The sequence below is a fragment of the Psychrobacter sp. H27 genome (genome assembly GCF_059072655.1).
Genome location: NZ_JCACRX010000001.1, coordinates 1,068,433 through 1,087,948, shown reverse-complemented (window position 1 = coordinate 1,087,948; position 19,516 = coordinate 1,068,433). Strand labels below are relative to the sequence as shown.

The following is a 19,516-nucleotide window of genomic DNA, read 5'->3' as shown; positions in this document are numbered from 1 at the left end:
AAGTAGTTTAGCCAAGTTTCTTGGCCTTTTGATGCAAGCGTTTGGCGGCATCCATACCAGATAATATCGCGCCTTCTTGCCACGCAGGAATGTGCGAACAATGCTCACCTGCCAGTACGATGCGGTGATCAATCTCGCAGAGGGTCTCGTAATACTGCTCACGACTCGACTCGCTCCAGATACCATAACAGCCAAGCGACCAAGGGATACGGTGCCATGCAACCGAGGTGCCCGAGCGGAACTCCTTGGTATATTGCGGATGAATCTGTTTGCCATAGGCGAGCGCCGCGTTGATACGCTCTTTGGGCGTCAAGGAGTTAAACTTATACGAAGTCTCGCCAAATCCATAAGCGCCAAGCAACACACCTGAGCCTGTGCTAAACATATCTTGTGACGGGTAGGAGATTTGGGTGATGGGTAGATCGGTATAAGTGATGCCGCCGTAGATCCATTCATCCTCTTCCCAAAAGCGCCTTTTGAACTCCAAGCCTACTTTATACGAGCTGTCATAAGGGACGGCTGCCATGGCTTGCTTCATGGGTGCGGAGACATTGATATCAATTTGAGTCAGTATGGATAAAGGAATTGTACAAATGCACCAATCGGCGCGCACGGTTTTGGTGGCGCCATTAGGGCTATTGCTATCGACATAATCAACAGTGACGCCCGTCTCATCTTGATTGATTTTGGTGACTTTGGCATTAAAAGTAATCATATCGCGGCACTCACGCGTGAACGCATCACCGATTTTTCCCATACCGCCGACAGGCTGAAACATCGTTGGTTGATGCACATGGACAGTATAGTTGCTATAAATGTCTGACCACATGCCTGAGTCTAGTAGCTTGTCCATCGGTATGGGCGTTGATGGCTTGGCATCAGGCATCAAGCCGCCACCCGGATACACACTATAGCCGCGATGCTTACCCGTTTCATGGCTTTTGGCATAGCGATAGTTATTATCCAGAACACCCCAACCCTTTAGGCCTTCGAGTAGTTTTTCTTTGTCCTCTTTATCAACGGTACTGTCAAGACTGCCTTTATTGACGGCTTTGGATAATAACTCTGACACGTAACCACGAATATCGCTCTGTACTTCGCCCAAGCGCTGCGGCGCACCATTGAAGTGATTGGTACGATGCAGATAAGCGCGATCATTGGTCTGGATAAATGGCTGTAGTGCCACACCGAATTTTTTGCAGTAATGAAAGACCGCGTAGTGATGGATGGGTAATCGCCATGGACCACCATTAAAGTAATTGCCTTTTTTAAAGTCGCACGTGACCTCAGCGCCGCCCAGCTCTGTATATTTATCACCGCTATTGAGCGTCCAGCTACGTCCGCCGCCGCGGTTTTGATACTCAAGCACAGTGACTTTGTAGCCTGCTTTACGTAGCTCGTAGGCCGCAGTAAGCCCGCCCAATCCTGCGCCCAAAATCACGATACTGGCACCAGCTGGTGCGCCTGTCAGATTCATCTCTTCTTTAAAGCTCGACTCGGATGCAAACCCCAACGTGGTCATCGCTTGATACATCGCGGTCGCGCCTGCGGTCTTGCCGATCATGGAGAGCAGTTGCCGACGCGTGGGAGATTGGAGCAGGTCATTCATAGGATTGTCCTTATCGTGCTGGTCTTTGCCATATAATAAAAGGCGAAGATTAGAGCACATTTTTTATAGTTGTTTCTAATGCCAATTCTCAGGGCTAGCTTTTTTCTTTTATCACACGCGTGACGTCCGCTGCGCTAACATCGCTGTTGGGTAAACCACCAAAAGTGACTCGTACATAGTTAGTAATGCTAGCGATTTGTGCAGGGCTTAAGTCTTTTGAGAAGCCTGGCATTTTTGGTGCCGTGTTAAATGCACCTTTCGCGCCAAAAGCAATCACGCCAACGAGCGCATCAGGTTTTACGCGGCGAATACTACTGAGGCCAACGATAGATGCATAGCGCGCATCGGGCTGAGCGTAACCGTCAACGCCATGACAGCTGGCGCAATGTGCTAAATATAAGTCTTTTGGCGAGTTGCTGCCCAAGTTATTATTGCTGCCGCTATTGTTGGCACTGTTGACAATATTCGTTTTGGCTTGCGCTAGATAGTCTTTTTGCTCAAGTAAGTTATAAGTAATGGAGTTGCTGACTGGCTGCGGTAGGCGAGACACATTGACAGGTATCAAATAGTCATCGGTCTTAATGGCTGGGACGACTTTGAGATAAGACGCCATCGCGATCAGATCTTCATCAGTGAGATAACGCGTACTATGCGCCACGGCTTCTGCCATCGGTCCACCCGCATAAGCGCGTTTATCAAGCGTTCCTGTACGCAGGTAAGTCACGATATCCATTTCGCTCCAACGACCGATACCTGTGTCGTTGTCAGGGGTGATATTTGGTGCAAACCATTTACCGAGTGGCGCACCGGACAAGTAACGGTCTTTATCAAGGCCTTGGGTTAGATTGCGCGGCGTATGACAAGTGCCGCAATGCTCTAAATTATTGACCAGATACTCACCGCGTTGCTGGGTTTGCGTGAGTCCTGCGCGGTTTTCGGTAGAGGGTACGTTGATGACATTCCATGCCAGCATCAAGCTACGGATATTTAATGGAAAAGGCAGGTGTGTGGTTTTTTCAGGGGGCTTGTCTACCACAGGGACGGTCTGAAAATAAGCAAACAAGGCACTGATATCGTCATCTGTCATGCCATGATAGGACGGATAGGGCATCGCAGGATAAATCTGATGATTTGGCGCACGTCCTTTGCGCAAGGCCTTTTTAAAATCAGCCTCGGTATAATTGCCAATACCATAGCGCGTCGATGGTGTGATATTGGTCGAATAGATATTACCAATCGGCGTCTCAATCGGTACACCGCCACTATAGTCTTCACGGTGACAAGCCATACAGTCAGCGCTGCGTGCCACATAAGCGCCGCGGTTGGCAAGAGGACTATTGGCTGGACTGACATTTGGCAGGGTTATTCTGCTAGGCAAAGTGTCCATTGGCAGGCTGACCGTCTCTGCCATTGCAGCGGTAGCAAGTACGCTCAGCCCTGATGTTAACGCCACTACTGCAGAAAATGACGCAACTGGCATAGCTCTACAAAGCGTCTTTATAATATCCTTATAACTCATCTATATTCCCTTCTAGCAAAATGCCTGATAGTTACTAGTCATCTCTATTAAAATTGAGCAAAGCAATAAAAGCCGATACTTTCAAAAGGGACTGTCGTAGCATTGAAACAGCTACTGTCTGGCCGCTTCCACTTTAATGTTTAACTGTAGATTTTTAGTCAGTCCAAACCATGCAAATTTGTTTATATCCCACTTTGTGCGATCAATCATCGCGGTAAAGTTACCACCGCAAATTTCCTGTTTGAAACCAACACTTGTGCCACATTCAAACTTGGTGGCCGTCAGGCTAATAGGATGCGTCTCACCATGCAATGTAAGATAGCCATCTACTCGTGTTACCTGTGGTTTCTTAGCCTTATTAAAGTACCATTTTGTTGATTTAAAGCGCGCTGAAGGATGCATTTTTGCATCAAAGAAATCAGGGCCTATTAAGCTTTTATTAAAAGAGGTATTGCCCGTATTTAGAGAGTCTATCGGTATGATTAATGAGATGTCGCCAGCTCTTAAATCTGGATCATATTGTAGTTGACCGCTAATATTATAAAATCCGCCAGCGGTGGCAGAGTTTTTGAAACGTTCAATGGCAAATTTTATGTGCGTACTGGTGGGATTAATAGAGTAAGTAGCGGCATGACTGTCACTTATGGTACTGACAAGCAGTAATGGCACAATCGATAAATAGTAGACATGCGGGATTTTTTGTCCAATGCATAAGAAGCGCATGGCTACATTCCTTTGTGGGTAATATATAAAGCATGTCATCAAAAAGCACTATCCATAGTGCTAAACAGTGACCAACCAATTGCTCTTCATTATTTATACAGTATTTTTAGATGATGAGTCATATTATTTTGATAAATATATAGAGGTTATATCCGATTATACTTAAAGCCAAAGATTTATTTTAGTTGTTCGGTATTTCGAGAGTAGACAGACGTCTATCAGCATGTTTGCTATTGCTACCTTTGGCGCTACTGACGCTATTGATGATAGTGTCTCTAAACAATAGAGTAGCGAGCGCACAGGCTATGGTCAGCGATAGCAGCATCGAGACTAAGGTATGACTAAAGAAATGGTCGCCAAAGAGCATCTTATACAGTCCCATCGTCCAACCTAGTCCCGTCACTATCGTAAATATTCGGTCACGGTATGTGTATAACGATGGTAAAAACGCCAATCCATATAAAGAAAACCCTGCGCTGGCGTGAGCCGCTGGGAAACATCTGGCAGGAGTCGCAGCCACGATGTTTTGCCACAGGTTAAGGTAGGGCAGATCACCGTTAAATGAAACCAAGTCGTTTGGACAGCTCACATGGGTAAAGCCTTTGAGCGTGGCAATGGTAGCCGGTACAATTACCATTATAATCAGTAAGTAGCCAATCTCCCGAACGGGTAGCGGTAGCAGAAATCTATCGAACTTATGGCGATACTGCGAGGCAAGGTCGGGCAAAGGCTGTCTATACTTAATGATTAGCACTACTATGAGGTAGACTGCCAGTAGAATTAATAGAGCTTTGGGTAAATCATAAAAGATAAAAGCATAAGGCTGCGCGCCCTTTTCTAGTAGCCAGTGTCCATTGTTATAAAATAGCTCACTGATGCGTAGGTCCAACTGGCTATGTTCAAACATTATTGTAGCAATGATGGTTACGCACAGTAATTTTAGCCAGAGCCAGGCTGTTGAGTGGTCTTCTACAGTCATAGATACCTCTGTAACGTATGTCAGATAATGATAGATTGCAGCATGACTATTTAATGATGTTTCGTCTGGTTATTGATGTCTCATGTGGCATAGGCTTTGCGATCTACAGTGCTGCTATCTAGGTATTTATCATGCTTTATTAACATAAGACTGATAATGCCATTGTCCATAAAGCAGTTAAAAGACACAGCGACAAGAACTGCGCCGCCGAGCCGACATCTTTTGCTATCTTGGCAAGTGGGTGTTTGGCTGTCGATGTATGGTCGACGCACGCTTCGATACCCGTGTTTAGCAGCTCAACAATCAAAGATAAAAAAGAAGCAACTACCAGCATCATTTTTATACCAATTGAAAAAGGCACAATAATGACAGCAGTAAATAGGGCAATATTGAGCCACACGACTTGTCTAAAAGCCGCCTCAAATTTGTAAGCTGCTTTAAAGCCGTCTATTGAATAGCCAGCAGCTTTTACAATGCGATAAAAGCCCGTTTTGCCTTTTGCGCTCTCTGCAAAGCTATTAGGCGTGAGCGCACTGTGATGTGCTACCTGCTTGATAGAGCAATGCTCGGCTGGCTTGTTTTCAAGATTAATAGGAGTAATTTTATTCATATAGAATTCTTAATGATCTATTAATATCAAGGTGCACTCTCGGCTTTGCACGACCAAAAAAAACAGTCAGGTAAAGTCGATATAGCTTGAGTATAAGACGAGAGAGATTAAGAAAGTGTTAAGAGACTACAAAGAGGCTGGGATACGTGGTAATGAACATTAAATAGAGAAGAGCGTATTTTTTAGATGAGGCTTTTTGGCGCTATAACATGTGCTACTTGTAATAAATACTAAAAGTGCTACCGCCTGAATGATTGGCTTGATGGGTTAGCTGCCAACCCATATGAGACATGATGCGTTGTACAATGCTTAGTCCCAAACCTGAGCCTTCAACCTTGTGATTGATATCATGCTTCGGTGACAAGGCTGTGCCTTTACCCTCGTCTTGATAGTCATGAGTCAATCGCTCAAATCGCTCGTAGAGTAGAGGCATCATCGCCTCAGGAATACCAAGACCCGTATCAGTGACCATAATTTTTTCGTCATCGATAGTGATGATGACTTCGCCATCATCGGTATACTGAAACGCATTTTTTATCAAATTACCCAATGCCATTTTTAATAGCTCAGGACGCACATAGGCACTATATTCTTGCTCAGCGACTACCTGACACGTGACAGTCTTGTAGCGTAGCAAATAGGTCAATCGCTGCACCTCGGCTAAGACAATGCTATTGATGGATGTTTGCGGTGCATCCAGCTTTTCAGGCGCGCGCGAGAGTAAGAGCAAGGCTGTGATAATCTCAGAAGTCTCACGCGCGGTATCACCAATACGATTGGTAAACTCGGTTAGATGGCTGTCTGTTGGGAGTTGCGACGCTAGCACCTCAGAGGCACCCATAATGATGGTCAAAGGCGTGCGCAGCTCGTGACTGACATCCCCTGTAAACAGTTGCTCGCGTTTTAGATATTGCTCGAGTTTTTGGTTTTTTTCATCGATCGCTCGCGCCAACACCCCGACTTCAGAAGGCAAGTGCGTGAGTTCCGTTAAGTTTTTATGATCGCTCTCAACCGCTTGTTTTAGATCGAGTAGGGGCTTGATGATCTGTTTGGAGGACAGATGAGAAAATATAGCTGCGATAAGTAAACTCAGTATTACGGTCACTTTGAGCGTGTCCGCAAAAATATCTTCTAAGTTTTCAAAGATTTCTAACACAGGGTAGTGACTCATCACTATCTCAACCCCTTCTATGTAGGTCAAAATATATGCTTGATCGCCTTGCTCATACGCAAAAAAGTGTAGATGGGTGCGCTTCTGCTCAGTGCCTTTGTTAACAGTGCTTTTATTAATAGTAACGTCAGTTTCTTGCACGGTGTCATTCGCAGAGGCTTGCAGGCTGACTGGTGCATAATCATAGCGGTAGATTTTAATGCCTGGGTCAGCCGTATAAATAGGCTGATCGCCATGTTTTTCTTGACTCATCTCCAGCTGTTGCAATAGACGTGCTTTGACCAATTCTCGCTCTATTCTGCTTTCTGCATACAAAAAAATGCTGACAAAAGCGCTGCATAGTAGTAAGGCAAATATAAAATAAGAGAAGCGAAACTTATTGGCGATTGAGTGTATGTTGAGCATAGAGGCACTTATATAGTAAAGCGGTATAGTAACGATAGGGGGTAAGGGTTTGTGGCACAAGATATATCTTCAATGAGCACGAGCGCTTTCGAAGTTAAGTGGGATCTATCACCTGATAACCTACACCAGGCAGGGTGATAATCATAGGTTTATCGAATGGTTTATCGACCTGCGCTCGCACGCTATGCATATGGGTGCGTAGCGCATCACTACTTGGGATGTCTTGCCCCCATACTTTTTCTTCAATCTCGTATTTGCTGACGACTCTCGGTGCGGCACTCATTAGGATATGCAGTATTTTAAATCCAGTTGGTGTGAGCCTAATGGATTTTCCTTCGCGTATAATAGTATGCTCGCTGTTATTCAATGATAGCGCACCCACGGCGATACTGTGTACAAAATGATCATCCTCATGACGACGTATGAGCGCTTTTATACGACATTCTAGCTCAATCAACGAAAAAGGCTTGACCAAATAATCATCAGCACCGCTATCAAATCCTGCTACTTTATCTAAAAGCGTATCGCGCGCAGTGAGCATCAGCACTGGTGTCTTGTCGTGCAATTCTTCTCTGAGCTTTTTGCATAATTGCGTGCCATTCATACCTGGTAGCATCACATCGAGCAATATCACGTCATAATGATTGCTTGAGGCGAGTGTGAGCCCACTATAGCCGTGATGTGCGTTGTCCAGCTCAAAGCCTTTGGGCTCAAAAAACGCATAAATGTTGGCGACAATATCGGGATTGTCTTCAATAACGAGTATCTTATACATAATGCTGACCTAAGAAATAATGGTTACCTAAAAGGACTGAGTAATATAAAAACGAATGTAGAGAGCTGTTTTAATAAATTATTTGGAATAACTCACTTTTAACCACTCAATTAGAATTGGCCAGTTTAAAAAAGGTTGCTTCACCTTTGACTTCATCGGTCGTAATACCGAAAAAGCTAAGCAATGTTGGCGTAATAAAATCGTGTGACACAGGCTGATTGACAATACTAGAAAGACTCTCAGTATCAATATTATTGCTATTAGGCGACCAAACTATCGTAGGCACGTGTTTTTGGGTATCTGGTGCAAATGTATAAGGCAGACCATGCAAGTAAATATTATTTTCACCCAAACTTTCTCCATGGTCACTCATATAGACCATGACGACATCATAATCTTGTTCATAAGGTTTTAAGATATCAATCACGTTATTCAAGAAATAATCAGTGTAGCGAATGGCGTTATCATAGCCATTTATTACAGACTGGGCATCACATTTCGACAGCTCATTGGTCATACAGACAGGTCTATAGGTTTCAAATTCTTTAGGATAACGCTGGTAATAAGCAGGGCCATGATTGCCCATTTGGTGCAACAAAATAAGCGTGTCTTTAGGCATCTCTTTCTGTGAGCTGCCTGACTTAACCAGTGTATCAAAACCATCAAGCATACCAATATCTCGGCATTCAATATCACAATTTGGATTGGTATCAGCCGTCTTGTAGTCCTCAAAAGTCACACGATCAGCCACACCTTTAGAGCTAGAGTTATTGTCTCGCCACACGACATTGATCCCTTGCTTGCTGAGTGTATCGAGTACGTTTTCGTTATACTTAGCGGTATCTACGTCGTAGTTTTCTCGATTGGTATAACTGAACATACAGGGTACGGAATAGGCGGTCGATGTGCCGCAAGAGACCGCGTTTTTAAAACTATAAAGGTTTGATTGCTTTGAGAGCAGCGGCGTGGTGTTGCGTGTATAGCCATTTAAACCAAAGTGATCCGCTCGAGCAGTTTCGCCAACCACAAACACCATCAGTTTGGGTTTTGCAATGCTGTTGTCAGGGGTTAACCGCCTTGCATCTGTCGCATGCAGCGTGAAAGTATCAGGACGGCGCAGCTCTTTAATATAGTTTTCGCCAAGTTTTAACATTGAGTAAATAGGCGTAATCGGGTTGGCATAAGAGCGCACTTCTTTATGCTGACGAAAGAAGCTGGCGTACTGATCACCAAAGGGTAAGAGACAAGCGGCGATGACTGCGATAGATAATATCAGCGTAACTGTTTTTTGTAGAATGCTGAGTTGCCAGGTAAAGCGCTTTAAGCGAATTTTGCTAATAATAAACGCTGGCAACACCCCCAATATCAGCACTCGAATCACCAGACTGGGTGTGAACAATCCCATCGCTTCTGCTTGATCGGTCTCCATGCTATTGATTAGCATATTGGTGTCAAATATCGTTCCGTAAGCATCAGTAAAATAACCACAGATGGCGGCAGTAATCAGCAGCGTTATCAACACTGGCTTGGCAATCTGGCGATAGCAAAGCAGCTGTAATACCAGCCACATCAGTCCAAATAGCACACCCGTAATAGACAGTATAAAACCTATGTTTTTGCTAAATGGATAGACATTTAGCACCTGCTCGAAAAATCCAGTATTAGCAGTCGCGACCAAATACAAGGCAGTGGTAATCAGAAGATAACTGAGATTGACTTCACGATGATATAGCTGACTTAGGAAATGGGTTTTTCCACAAGCTGTGGGCGTATTTATTTTGACGGCTTGAGGTATTGACATACAAGAACTTCTCAACAAAATGGTAGGAAACGTCATTCCTTACCATACCAAACGGGCTGTTAAGAAGGTGTTAAGGTGGTATCTCTGATACTTATGCCAATAGAAGAGAGGTTGAATGGTTCGTTTAGACGTGTGTTAAGACGTTCACTGATAGATGCTATAGCATACTCAAATTATTCTGGGTTCATCATAGCCATTAGCTGGGGCTTGTTCTTTATGGTAATAAAGCCATAGTGCATATTGATGATGGTCTGTTTTTGCCACGATTGAATGATTTTATTGATGGTTTGTCGGGTGGTACCGAGCATGAAGCCAAGCTCCTCTTGCGATAAACGTAGATCTATTTTTATATCAGCGCCTACCTGCTTGCCATAAGTGCCAATCAGCCCGATGAGCATACTAGCCAGTCTTGCGGATGTATTTAGCGAGGTCGCATTATCAATCCAGTCAAAGGCTCTACGTATCCGCCCGCAGGTAATGAGCGCGAGATGCTTGTATAAAATTGGGTGCTGCTCAGCGGTGTGGATCACTGCTTTTCTAGGGATGGACAGTAAAGTAACCTTGTTTGTAGTCCACGCATCATGGGTACGAGGGTTGTCATCGATGATAGATATCTCACCAAACCAATCGCCACTAGACAGATGGGTAAGGGTCATGGCGTTTCCGCTAGCGCTTACATTACAGACCCTGATCGTCCCTCCTAGAACTAAGTGTAAGGCCGCATCATCATTATCACCAACCGCATGAATCATCTGGTTTTTTTGATACGTTTTGAGCACAGCGCTATGTGCCAGTTGTGTCTGGATTTCGGCTGGCAAGTGAGTAAACCAAGGGTCATTATCTAGATGATGAGTGATATTCATAAGTGTAATGTTTTTGACAGATTTGGGGTTACAAAATAGTGTAGAGTGATGTTTCAGGATATCTACAATTGTAAAGGACTATACAATGCAAACAGCTATGGACACCACCACACAAACGCATTCAACCTCGAGTGTACACCAAAATATGAGCGAGCAAGAGTGGGAGATGCGCGTCAATCTTGCAGCTTGTTATCGCATCATTGCCTCTTATGGCTGGGATGATTTGGTATTCACGCATATCTCAGCCCGCGTTCCGGGTACTGAAGACGAGTTTTTGATCAATCCGTACGGAATGTTATTTGAAGAGATTACCGCATCTAACCTAGTCAAAGTAAACAAAGCTGGCGAAAAAGTAGCGCCATCAGAATTCGATGTCAATCCAGCAGGGTTTATCATCCATAGTGCGGTGCACGAAGCTCGTGACGATGCCCACTGCGTGATTCATTTGCACACAAACGACGGTGTTGCCGTATCTGCACAAGAGCAAGGCTTATTACCCATCTCCCAACAATCGCTATTTCCTTTGTCTAATCTAGCGTACCACGGCTACGAAGGCGTCGCGCTCAACCCAGAAGAAAAAGTTCGTTTGGTCGCTGATTTAGGTGACGCTCACTTTATGATTTTACGTAACCATGGTCTGCTGACGTGTGCCGATACCGTGGCCAATGCGTTTTTGTATATGTATATCATGCAACGCGCTTGCGAGATTCAGATAAAAGCGCAGAGCGGGGGCGGTGCATTGACACCGATACCAGCTCAAATATTGGCAGGTATTCAAGCCGCATCTGAGGAGGTCACGAGAGGCGCAAATGGTGATATCGCATGGCCTGCACTGTTAAGAAAACTACGTCGCACTGACCCATCATTTGAGGAGTAAGCCAGCGATGACAACCTTGGACGAATGGCGACGACAGGGAGCGTATTTGACTGTTGATGGTCAGCAGATTTTTATACGGCATGCAGGGGACAAAAGCGCGCCTGCATTGCTACTGATTCATGGTTACCCTAGTGCAAGCTGGGATTGGGAAGGGATGTGGGATGCGCTCACTGAGCGCTACTATGTCATCACACTCGATATGCTAGGGTTTGGGTTGTCAGATAAACCAAAGAATGCTCGCTACTTAATCAGTGAGCAAGCTGATATTTGTCAGGCTGTTTTGCGCCAATGCGGTGTCAGTGACTATCATATATTGGCGCATGACTATGGCGATACCGTGGCTCAAGAACTGCTATCAAGGCAAGTACATACCGATAATGAGTTTTATATTGGTAGCGTTTGCTTTTTGAACGGTGGTCTGTTCCCTGAAACGCATAAACCCATCTTAATTCAAAAACTATTGATCTCTCCAGTAGGTCCTTTGGTATCCAAACTGATCACTAAGCAGAAGTTTGCGAGCAGTCTGCAGCGTGTCTTTGGGCCCAGCACGCCACCTACACCGGATGTCATCGATACTTTATGGCAGCTACTAACTCACAATGAGGGTTTGGCAGTGATGCACAAGCTCATTAACTATATGCCGCAGCGTAAGCAATATCGTGAGCGCTGGGTAGGTGCCATTATAAAGAGTACGATACCGGTTAAGTTGATCGCTGGCGCTAAAGATCCGATATCAGGTCAGCACATGATGGATCATTATCGTACGTTGATTCCAAATGCTAATGTCACCGAAATGCCTATGTTGGGTCATTATCCGCAGATCGAGGATGCTGGGGCGATAACCACTGCCTATCTACAGTTTAGAGACTCTGTTTAAAAATACTATTTAAAAACACTGTGGTCTAAGTAGCAGTTGTATTTGTCACACAGTATTACTGTCAAAAAGCGCAGGTCATCACATGGTGCCCTGCGCTTTTTATGTATGGTAAGTATGAGTTAAAAGTACAAAAAATCTCTAAATCGGATTTGATTCATTACTGCTGTTAAATAATGCGCTCGCAATCACGGAATCAAACTGTCTACGAGCAGTTGAATACTCGTACTTAATGCCTCATTAGCGAATTTTTTGTTTCTTAAGCTATGACTACAGACCGCTTCAATTTGGGTGGAAAAGTCAGAGTAGTGCTGGGTAACTGCCCAAATATGAAAAATCAAATGAATAGCAGAAACAGATTTAATCTTGTCATCTGCAATCCACCCATCAATCACTGCCACCTTTTCTCGAACCAAATATCTTAAAGGTCCCTTCAGCACCCCCATTAAGTGAGGTGCTCCTTGCATGATCTCTAACGCATATAGTCTCGATGCTGCAGGTGATTTCTTTGAAATCTTATATTTTTCTTCAATATAAGTTTTTAGTGCATTTCTTGGATCTTGGTTGATGTTGATATTGCTTAAAGGGGACAACCACTCACTGAGCACCGTTTCTAGAGCAGCAATATAAAGAACCTCTTTGTTTTTGAAGTAATAAAATATATTCGATTTAGAAATATCGGCTTCTTCAGCAATCCTCTCCATTCGCGCGCCATTTAGTCCTTCTTGCGAAAAGACAATCAATGCAGCATTGATGATATGCGCTTTTTTCTTTAGTACTTTTGAGCTTGTTTCCGTCTCTTCTTTTAGCACGCTGTCTTTCACTGTCATGTCCTTCATTATAGAGTTGCATAAATCGAATTATAGATGATCGTTGGTTGAATTTAAAAAAGGGACAAAGCCCTCAGGCACAAGTGTCATTTCTTGGTCAACATATCGCTCTTAGCAGCGATGAATATCCTATTCATCTATAAGGCTGTTGATGATAGAAATCGACCTTACGAGTGTCCTATTTACCGTTAATCAATCTCACCCCATCCAGATTACCATCAAAATTAACTTTTCAAGTGTTTCTGCACTATTTTATAACAAACTGCACCGTTTTATAACAAGGTGCACTATCACTATGCATTTTTTTAAACCATATGGTCTAAAAAATTTATGGATAAAATTACGTAAATTATTGATAAATATAAATAAAAATATATGGCATAGGTTTTGCTATGTAAAAAACATAAAAGAATTTTTATTTCTTTTATAGCTATCTTCTTTCTTCTCGAAATTTATAGGTGACCTCATGGAAATAGGAATTTTTTGTCCGATTGGTAACAACGGCTGGTTAATCTCAAAAAACGCGCCGCAGTACAAGCCAACTTTTGAACTTAATAAGCAAATTGTGCAACGTGCTGAGCACTATGGTTTTGATTTTGCGCTCTCAATGATCAAGCTACGCGGCTTCGGCGGGGAGACGGAGTTTTGGGATTATAACCTCGAAAGCTTTACTTTGATGGCAGGGCTTGCGGCAGTCACGTCCAAAATAAAAATCTATGCCACATCAGCAACGTTAGTGATGCCGCCCGCAATCGTAGCGAGAATGGCATCGACGCTTGATAGCATCTCAAACGGACGGTTTGGACTGAATGTCGTGACTGGCTGGCAAGAAGCAGAATATGGACAGATGGGAATGTGGCCAGGCGACGATTATTTTGGTAAGCGCTATGACTACCTATCTGAATATGTCCAAATTTTAAGAGATCTGTGGGCGACCGGCCAATCTGATTTGAAGGGTGAGTTCTTCCAGATGGATGACTGTCAAGTGAAGCCTATTCCACAAGCGGATATGAAGATTATCTGTGCGGGTCAATCAGATACAGGGTTAGCGTTTTCTGCAAAACATGCTGACTATAACTTTGTCTTTGGTAAAGGTCTAAACACACCTACCGCTTATGCTGGTATCAATGACCGATTAAAGGTACACACGGATAAGACGGGCCGCAATGTTCCCACCTATGTGCTCTTTATGGTTATTGCAGATGAGACCGATGAAAAGGCGCAGGCAAAATGGCAATCGTACAACGATGGTGCGGATTTTGAAGCCATTGATTGGCTGCAGTCACAGGGCGGTAAAGACAAAACCTCAGGCAAAGATACCAATATTCGCCATATGGCCTCAAGCGTTTCGCCAGTCAATATCAATATGGGTACGCTGGTCGGCTCTTTTGAAAACGTAGCCAGCATGTTAGACGAAGTTGGTGAGATACAAGGTACTGATGGCGTCTTACTTACTTTTGATGACTTCGTACAAGGTGTTGAGGATTTTGGCAGTAAGATTCAGCCCTTGATGCAGAGCCGCATCAATGTCGATACCCCAGTTGCCAGCCAAGCTGTCAGCGAAGCCTAATAAAAGGAGTGGATATGAATTCGGTTAATACCATTTGTGCAGACTTTACCAAGGAATCCTCTCCTGTCTTAGAGTCGTTGCCTGAACCTATCAAGTTAGACCCCTCACAGACGGCACTGATCGTCGTGGATATGCAAAACGCTTATGCCAGCCAAGGCGGTTATCTAGATTTGGCTGGGTTCGATGTCACAGCAACCAAACCCGTCATCGATAAAATCAAGCAAGCGGTGGATATTGCGCACCAAGCTGGCATACAAGTTATCTATTTTAGAAATGGCTGGGACAATAAATATGTAGAGGCGGGTGGTAGTGGATCGCCTAATTATCACAAATCAAACGCCCTAAAAACCATGCGTAAAAACTCCGAGCTTGAGGGAACGTTATTAGCAAAAGGGGGCTGGGATTACGAATTGGTCGACGAGCTGAGCCCTGCGCCTCAAGACATCGTTATAGACAAACCTCGTTATAGCGGCTTTGCGAACACCAACTTCGACAGCGTATTGCGATCACGAGGCATACGTAACTTATTACTCACTGGTATCGCAACCAACGTCTGCGTTGAATCTACGCTTCGAGATGGGTTTTTCCTTGAGTATTTTGGGGTGTTGTTAGATGACGCTTGTTATCAGGCAGGACCAGTAGAGGCTCATGAGGCCACAGTATATAACGTAAAAACATTTTTTGGTTGGGTGTCTGATGTTGCCAGCATGCAGCAGTGCTTTTCAGATAGCTAACGTTTTACCTAGCCAGTTTTTAGCAATCTAAACCAAGCGTTTCATACTTAATCTAACTTAATAGGAATATATATATGTCTAAACAAGTGATTATCCCTGAAGGTACCAGCAAACCATTAGCTCCTTATGTTCCCGCTACCAAGGCTGACAACATCGTTTATGTCTCAGGCACACTACCCTTTGATGAAAATAACGATGTCGTACATGTGGGTGATGCAGCCGCCCAAACCCGCCATGTCTTAACGACGATCAAAAACGTAATCCAAACTGCTGGCGGCGATATGGATGATGTGACTTTTAATTCGATCTTTGTAAAAGATTGGGCAGATTATGGCGCGGTCAATCAAGTCTATGCAGAGTTCTTCCCCAACGATAAGCCAGCAAGATTTTGTATTCAATGTGGACTAGTAAAACCAGACGCGCTAGTCGAAATCGCTTCAATAGCACACGTTGGATAAAACAGCCTATTTAAAAACTGCAGTTAGTGAGTTTAAGTTTACTTAGCACGTAACCGTAGTAGGGCGATTTAGTTGACCACATATGTGGTGAGATATTGTTTAAAAGGAAATGACAGATGAATACAGTAATTAAAGAAAGCCAAGCCACGCAGTCCTCATTAATGAAACATAAGTCTAAAGAATCATTCACCCCTACGGCAGATAACTTAACTGACATGCAGAAGACGTTTAGAGAGGCGATGAGCAAGCTTGCGGCTGCCGTCAATATTATCACCACTGAGGGTCCAGCAGGGCGTGCAGGATTTACCGCCTCAGCGGTATGCAGTGTCACTGACGCACCGCCAACCCTATTGGTATGTTTGAACAGAAACGCTTCTGTATACCATACCTTTAAAGAAAACATGGTGCTATGCGTCAACACATTGGGTCTTGAACATCAAGATCTAAGCGGCGTATTCGGCGGCAAGACGGCTCCAGAAGAAAGGTTTGAGCAAGGCAGTTGGTCCACGCTAGCAACAGGATCGCCTGTATTAGAGGACGCTATTATCTCTTTTGATTGCAAAATCAAACTCATCAGCTCGGTGGGAACCCACGATATTCTCATTTGTGAAGTATTGGATATCAAACACAAGCCCGATTGTGAAAGTCTCATCTATTTCAATCGAGACTACCATCGACTAAGTAAGTGCAAAAAATAAGTATCACACCTCTACTTTTTAAGGATATTTGAAATGGACAAATGGTTTGTTAAATGGCGTCCCTACACTGGGAACCTAGAAACGACACCGGTAGGTATCAATGAATACTTACCAATGGGTAAAAGTATTGTTTTGGGCGCACAGCATTCATTCGCAATGTTTGGTGCAACAATTTTAGCCCCGTTGCTGATGGGGTTTGATCCGAGCTTAACCATGCTGATTACTGGTATAGGCACGATACTTTTCTTCCTCATTACGGGCGGTCATGTACCCAGTTACTTAGGCTCGAGCTTTGCATTTATCGGAGCGGTAGTAGCAGTCACAGGATATAGCGGCACGGGTATGAATCCCAATATCGGCATTGCGCTTGGTGGTACCGTGGTCTGCGGGATTTTATACGCATTGATGGGTCTACTGGTGATGAAGACAGGTGCAGAGTGGATTGAGAACTTGATGCCCCCTGTGGTCACTGGGTCCATCGTCATGATTATCGGTTTGCACTTAGCGCCTGTCACCATACAAAGCGTCATCGGTAATAGCTTTGATTCTTGGATGGCGCTGGTCACTGTGTTGTGTATCTGTGCAGTCGCCGTATTTACCACAGGTATGGTAAGGCGCTTGTTACTGTTAATAGGACTGGTAGCGGCATATTTTGTTTACTTCCTCTTAACCAATGTGATGGGAATGGGCACGCCTATTGATTTTGCGCCAGTAGCGAGTGCGGCTTGGTTCGGTATGCCAACACTATATTCTCCTGTATTTGAAATGAGTGCCATATTAGTCATCGCACCTGTCTTTATCATTCTGATCGCCGAAAACCTTGGGCATTTCAAAGCAGTAGAAGCCATGACTGGTAAAAGTATCTCACCGTATATGGGTAGAGCGTTCTTCGCTGATGGTCTCTGTACCACGCTCTCGGCTTCGGTAGGCGGTACTGGTATGACGACTTATGCAGAAAACATCGGCGTGATGGCAGCGACCAAAATCTACTCTACCGTTGTCTTTGTCATAGCAGGTGTTTTTGCCATTTTATTGGGCTTATCCCCTAAATTTGGCACCTTGATTAGCACCATCCCTGTGGCTATCTTGACGGGTGCTTCAATCGTAGTCTTTGGTCTAATTACGATCGCTGGTGCGCGCATTTGGATGAATGCAAAAATCGATTTCAGTAAGAATGGCAACATGTTGGTCGCTGCAGTACCAGTGATTTTAGGAACGGGTAACTATTCATTGAACATTGCCGGCTTTGATTTGGGCGGTATCGGCACCGCTACTTTCTTAGCCATTCTTATGAACCTCGTTTTCAACTTTAGAAACAAACCAAAAGCGACAAGCGTAACCACTGATAAAGAAACCGCTACAACAGAGCCGCTCCTAAAGCTCAACACATAATTTTAAAACCCTGTTTTATATCAATTTGAGGAATCGTGTCATGAATGCACAACCACACAACGTACAACAACTAATCAATGGCGAATTTACAGAGTCAACTACCACCCAATGGATTGATATCACTAATCCAGCCACTCAAGAAGTGATCGCTAAGGTACCACAGTCCACACCTGATGAAATTGAACAAGCTATCAAAACAGCATCTGAGGCGTTTCAGAGCTGGCGTACCACACCGATCAGCAAACGAGCTCGCGTCTTTTTGAAGTATCAAGAGTTGATACGCGCACATATGGATGAGCTGGCGGCGCTACTGACCGAAGAGCAAGGAAAAACGCTGGCAGATGCTAGAGGCGATGTGTTCAGAGGGCTTGAGGTTGTAGAGCATGCAGCAGGTATCGGTAATTTGCAGCAAGGCGGCTACATCGAAAACGTTGCCAGCAACGTTGACATGTATACCGTTCAACAGCCGATAGGCGTCTGCGCAGGTATTACGCCTTTTAATTTCCCTGCCATGATACCGCTATGGATGTTCCCAATGGCCATCGCTACCGGCAATACTTTTATCTTAAAGCCATCTGAACAAAACCCAATTGTCACCATGAGATTGGTTGAGTTGGCGCTTGAGGCAGGTATACCAAAAGGCGTATTAAATGTGGTTCATGGTGGCAAAGATACCGTGGATGCCCTATGTGATCATCCAGACATAAAAGCGATGTCCTTTGTTGGGTCAACCGCAGTGGGTAAGCATGTCTATGATCGAGCAGGTCAAGCGGGCAAGCGTGTACAGTGCATGATGGGTGCAAAAAACCATGCCGTTATTATGCCAGATGCCAACAAAGAACAATGTTTGAACCAGTTAGCAGGGGCAGCGTTTGGGGCAGCAGGGCAGCGATGTATGGCACTGTCTGTTGTCGTCATGGTTGGCGCGTCTAAACAATGGGTGGATGATATTGTAGAAAAGTCATCACAACTGGTGGTTGCTGCTGGCAAGGACGACAAAGACTTAGGTCCTCTCATATCTAAACAGGCCAAAACCCGCGTTGAGCGCTTAATCCAAGCAGGCGTGGATGAAGGCGCAACCCTCAGACTAGATGGTCGCGGCTGTCAGGTAGAAGGTTACGAGGACGGCAACTTTGTTGGTCCGACTATCTTGGACAACGTAACCACTGATATGAGCTGCTATACCGAAGAAATATTTGGCCCTGTCTTATGTATTGTATACGCTGACACGCTTGAGGAAGCAATCCAAATCATCAATGCCAATCCAAACGGTAATGGCACCGCGATTTTTACCCAGTCTGGAGCCCATGCACATAAGTTCCAACAAGACATAGACGTCGGACAAGTAGGTATCAATCTACCGATTCCAGTACCGCTACCTATGTTCTCGTTCACAGGGTCTAGAGCCAGTAAGCTCGGCGATTTAGGTCCGTATGGCAAGCAAGCGGTACAGTTCTATACACAGACCAAAACCGTGATCTCGCGCTGGTTCGATGAAGATGCGAGCAAAGGTGTCAATACGACTATTTCTATGAGCTAGATATATGACATAGCAAACCTAGAAAACCATGTCAGAGCGTGTCATTAATTAAGCCCTAAAAATGGCGCGCCCTACATGACAACATACA

Annotated in this window: 18 protein-coding genes; 8 read left to right on the top strand and 10 right to left on the bottom strand. The window is 44.4% G+C overall.

Annotated features, from left to right (window positions below; translation table 11 throughout):
- Positions 1-7: 7 nt before the first annotated feature.
- The 9 genes from AC5JPY_RS04300 to AC5JPY_RS04260 form a co-directional block, all read right to left on the bottom strand.
- Complete coding sequence (locus AC5JPY_RS04300; protein WP_493852189.1) at positions 8-1,609, bottom strand: flavin monoamine oxidase family protein; 1,602 nt, start codon at positions 1,607-1,609, stop codon at positions 8-10.
- 94 nt (positions 1,610-1,703) lie between these two features.
- Positions 1,704-3,020 (bottom strand): c-type cytochrome, encoded by a 1,317-nt coding sequence (locus tag AC5JPY_RS04295; protein WP_493852725.1) that lies wholly within the window; start codon positions 3,018-3,020, stop codon positions 1,704-1,706.
- Between the two features lie 219 nt (positions 3,021-3,239).
- Positions 3,240-3,851, bottom strand: a complete 612-nt coding sequence (locus AC5JPY_RS04290) for a YceI family protein (protein WP_493852188.1) — start codon at positions 3,849-3,851, stop codon at positions 3,240-3,242.
- Positions 3,852-4,032: 181 nt separating this feature from the next.
- The gene (locus AC5JPY_RS04285; protein ID WP_493852187.1) at positions 4,033-4,758 is read right to left on the bottom strand and encodes a PAP2 family lipid A phosphatase; all 726 of its coding nucleotides are present in this window, start codon (positions 4,756-4,758) and stop codon (positions 4,033-4,035) included.
- A 211-nt stretch (positions 4,759-4,969) separates the two neighbouring features.
- Positions 4,970-5,431 carry a diacylglycerol kinase gene (locus AC5JPY_RS04280; protein WP_443527141.1) on the bottom strand — a complete coding sequence of 154 codons (462 nt, stop codon included), beginning with the start codon at positions 5,429-5,431 and terminating at the stop codon, positions 4,970-4,972.
- Positions 5,432-5,654: 223 nt separating this feature from the next.
- On the bottom strand, positions 5,655-7,016 hold the full coding sequence (locus AC5JPY_RS04275) for a sensor histidine kinase (protein ID WP_493852186.1): 1,362 nt from the start codon (positions 7,014-7,016) through the stop codon (positions 5,655-5,657).
- 94 nt (positions 7,017-7,110) lie between these two features.
- Positions 7,111-7,791, bottom strand: coding sequence for a response regulator transcription factor (locus AC5JPY_RS04270; protein WP_443527100.1), 681 nt, complete (start codon positions 7,789-7,791; stop codon positions 7,111-7,113).
- A 106-nt stretch (positions 7,792-7,897) separates the two neighbouring features.
- Entirely contained in the window at positions 7,898-9,592 is a 1,695-nt protein-coding gene (locus AC5JPY_RS04265) for a phosphoethanolamine transferase (RefSeq protein WP_493852185.1), read from the bottom strand.
- A 173-nt stretch (positions 9,593-9,765) separates the two neighbouring features.
- Complete coding sequence (locus AC5JPY_RS04260) at positions 9,766-10,455, bottom strand: Crp/Fnr family transcriptional regulator (RefSeq protein WP_493852184.1); 690 nt, start codon at positions 10,453-10,455, stop codon at positions 9,766-9,768.
- Positions 10,456-10,540: 85 nt separating this feature from the next.
- Here AC5JPY_RS04260 and AC5JPY_RS04255 point away from each other — a divergent pair, with 85 nt between their 5' ends.
- On the top strand, positions 10,541-11,332 hold the full coding sequence (locus AC5JPY_RS04255; RefSeq protein WP_493852183.1) for a class II aldolase/adducin family protein: 792 nt from the start codon (positions 10,541-10,543) through the stop codon (positions 11,330-11,332).
- A gap of 7 nt (positions 11,333-11,339) precedes the next feature.
- On the top strand, positions 11,340-12,209 hold the full coding sequence (locus AC5JPY_RS04250; protein ID WP_493852182.1) for an alpha/beta fold hydrolase: 870 nt from the start codon (positions 11,340-11,342) through the stop codon (positions 12,207-12,209).
- Positions 12,210-12,394: 185 nt separating this feature from the next.
- On the opposite strand, the gene AC5JPY_RS04245 is transcribed toward AC5JPY_RS04250, so the two are convergent.
- Entirely contained in the window at positions 12,395-13,030 is a 636-nt protein-coding gene (locus AC5JPY_RS04245; RefSeq protein WP_493852181.1) for a TetR family transcriptional regulator C-terminal domain-containing protein, read from the bottom strand.
- Positions 13,031-13,502: 472 nt separating this feature from the next.
- Between AC5JPY_RS04245 and rutA the strand changes: the two genes are divergently transcribed.
- From rutA to AC5JPY_RS04215, 6 genes are all read left to right on the top strand, one after another.
- On the top strand, positions 13,503-14,606 hold the full coding sequence (gene rutA / locus AC5JPY_RS04240) for a pyrimidine utilization protein A (protein ID WP_493852180.1): 1,104 nt from the start codon (positions 13,503-13,505) through the stop codon (positions 14,604-14,606).
- 14 nt (positions 14,607-14,620) lie between these two features.
- Positions 14,621-15,340, top strand: coding sequence for a pyrimidine utilization protein B (gene rutB / locus AC5JPY_RS04235; protein ID WP_493852179.1), 720 nt, complete (start codon positions 14,621-14,623; stop codon positions 15,338-15,340).
- Between the two features lie 74 nt (positions 15,341-15,414).
- Positions 15,415-15,798, top strand: a complete 384-nt coding sequence (rutC, locus tag AC5JPY_RS04230; protein WP_493852178.1) for a pyrimidine utilization protein C — start codon at positions 15,415-15,417, stop codon at positions 15,796-15,798.
- A 116-nt stretch (positions 15,799-15,914) separates the two neighbouring features.
- Positions 15,915-16,496, top strand: coding sequence for an NADH-dependent FMN reductase RutF (rutF, locus tag AC5JPY_RS04225; protein WP_443527109.1), 582 nt, complete (start codon positions 15,915-15,917; stop codon positions 16,494-16,496).
- A 33-nt stretch (positions 16,497-16,529) separates the two neighbouring features.
- Positions 16,530-17,888, top strand: a complete 1,359-nt coding sequence (locus tag AC5JPY_RS04220; protein ID WP_493842760.1) for a solute carrier family 23 protein — start codon at positions 16,530-16,532, stop codon at positions 17,886-17,888.
- Between the two features lie 40 nt (positions 17,889-17,928).
- Positions 17,929-19,428: a CoA-acylating methylmalonate-semialdehyde dehydrogenase gene (locus AC5JPY_RS04215; protein ID WP_493852177.1), complete on the top strand. Its 1,500-nt coding sequence runs from the start codon at positions 17,929-17,931 to the stop codon at positions 19,426-19,428.
- The last annotated feature ends 88 nt before the right edge of the window (positions 19,429-19,516 follow it).

Excerpts from the sequence above, each read along its gene's own strand:
- AC5JPY_RS04300 (WP_493852189.1), bottom strand. The coding sequence starts at position 1,609 with ATGAATGACCTGCTCCAATCTCCCACGCGTCGGCAACTGCTCTCCATG.
- AC5JPY_RS04295 (WP_493852725.1), bottom strand. The coding sequence starts at position 3,020 with ATGGCAGAGACGGTCAGCCTGCCAATGGACACTTTGCCTAGCAGAATA.
- AC5JPY_RS04290 (WP_493852188.1), bottom strand. The coding sequence starts at position 3,851 with ATGCGCTTCTTATGCATTGGACAAAAAATCCCGCATGTCTACTATTTA.
- AC5JPY_RS04285 (WP_493852187.1), bottom strand. The coding sequence starts at position 4,758 with ATGTTTGAACATAGCCAGTTGGACCTACGCATCAGTGAGCTATTTTAT.
- AC5JPY_RS04275 (WP_493852186.1), bottom strand. The coding sequence starts at position 7,016 with ATGCTCAACATACACTCAATCGCCAATAAGTTTCGCTTCTCTTATTTT.
- AC5JPY_RS04270 (WP_443527100.1), bottom strand. The coding sequence starts at position 7,791 with ATGTATAAGATACTCGTTATTGAAGACAATCCCGATATTGTCGCCAAC.
- AC5JPY_RS04265 (WP_493852185.1), bottom strand. The coding sequence starts at position 9,592 with ATGTCAATACCTCAAGCCGTCAAAATAAATACGCCCACAGCTTGTGGA.
- AC5JPY_RS04260 (WP_493852184.1), bottom strand. The coding sequence starts at position 10,455 with ATGAATATCACTCATCATCTAGATAATGACCCTTGGTTTACTCACTTG.
- AC5JPY_RS04255 (WP_493852183.1), top strand. The coding sequence starts at position 10,541 with ATGCAAACAGCTATGGACACCACCACACAAACGCATTCAACCTCGAGT.
- AC5JPY_RS04250 (WP_493852182.1), top strand. The coding sequence starts at position 11,340 with ATGACAACCTTGGACGAATGGCGACGACAGGGAGCGTATTTGACTGTT.
- rutA (WP_493852180.1), top strand. The coding sequence starts at position 13,503 with ATGGAAATAGGAATTTTTTGTCCGATTGGTAACAACGGCTGGTTAATC.
- rutB (WP_493852179.1), top strand. The coding sequence starts at position 14,621 with ATGAATTCGGTTAATACCATTTGTGCAGACTTTACCAAGGAATCCTCT.
- rutC (WP_493852178.1), top strand. The coding sequence starts at position 15,415 with ATGTCTAAACAAGTGATTATCCCTGAAGGTACCAGCAAACCATTAGCT.
- rutF (WP_443527109.1), top strand. The coding sequence starts at position 15,915 with ATGAATACAGTAATTAAAGAAAGCCAAGCCACGCAGTCCTCATTAATG.
- AC5JPY_RS04220 (WP_493842760.1), top strand. The coding sequence starts at position 16,530 with ATGGACAAATGGTTTGTTAAATGGCGTCCCTACACTGGGAACCTAGAA.
- AC5JPY_RS04215 (WP_493852177.1), top strand. The coding sequence starts at position 17,929 with ATGAATGCACAACCACACAACGTACAACAACTAATCAATGGCGAATTT.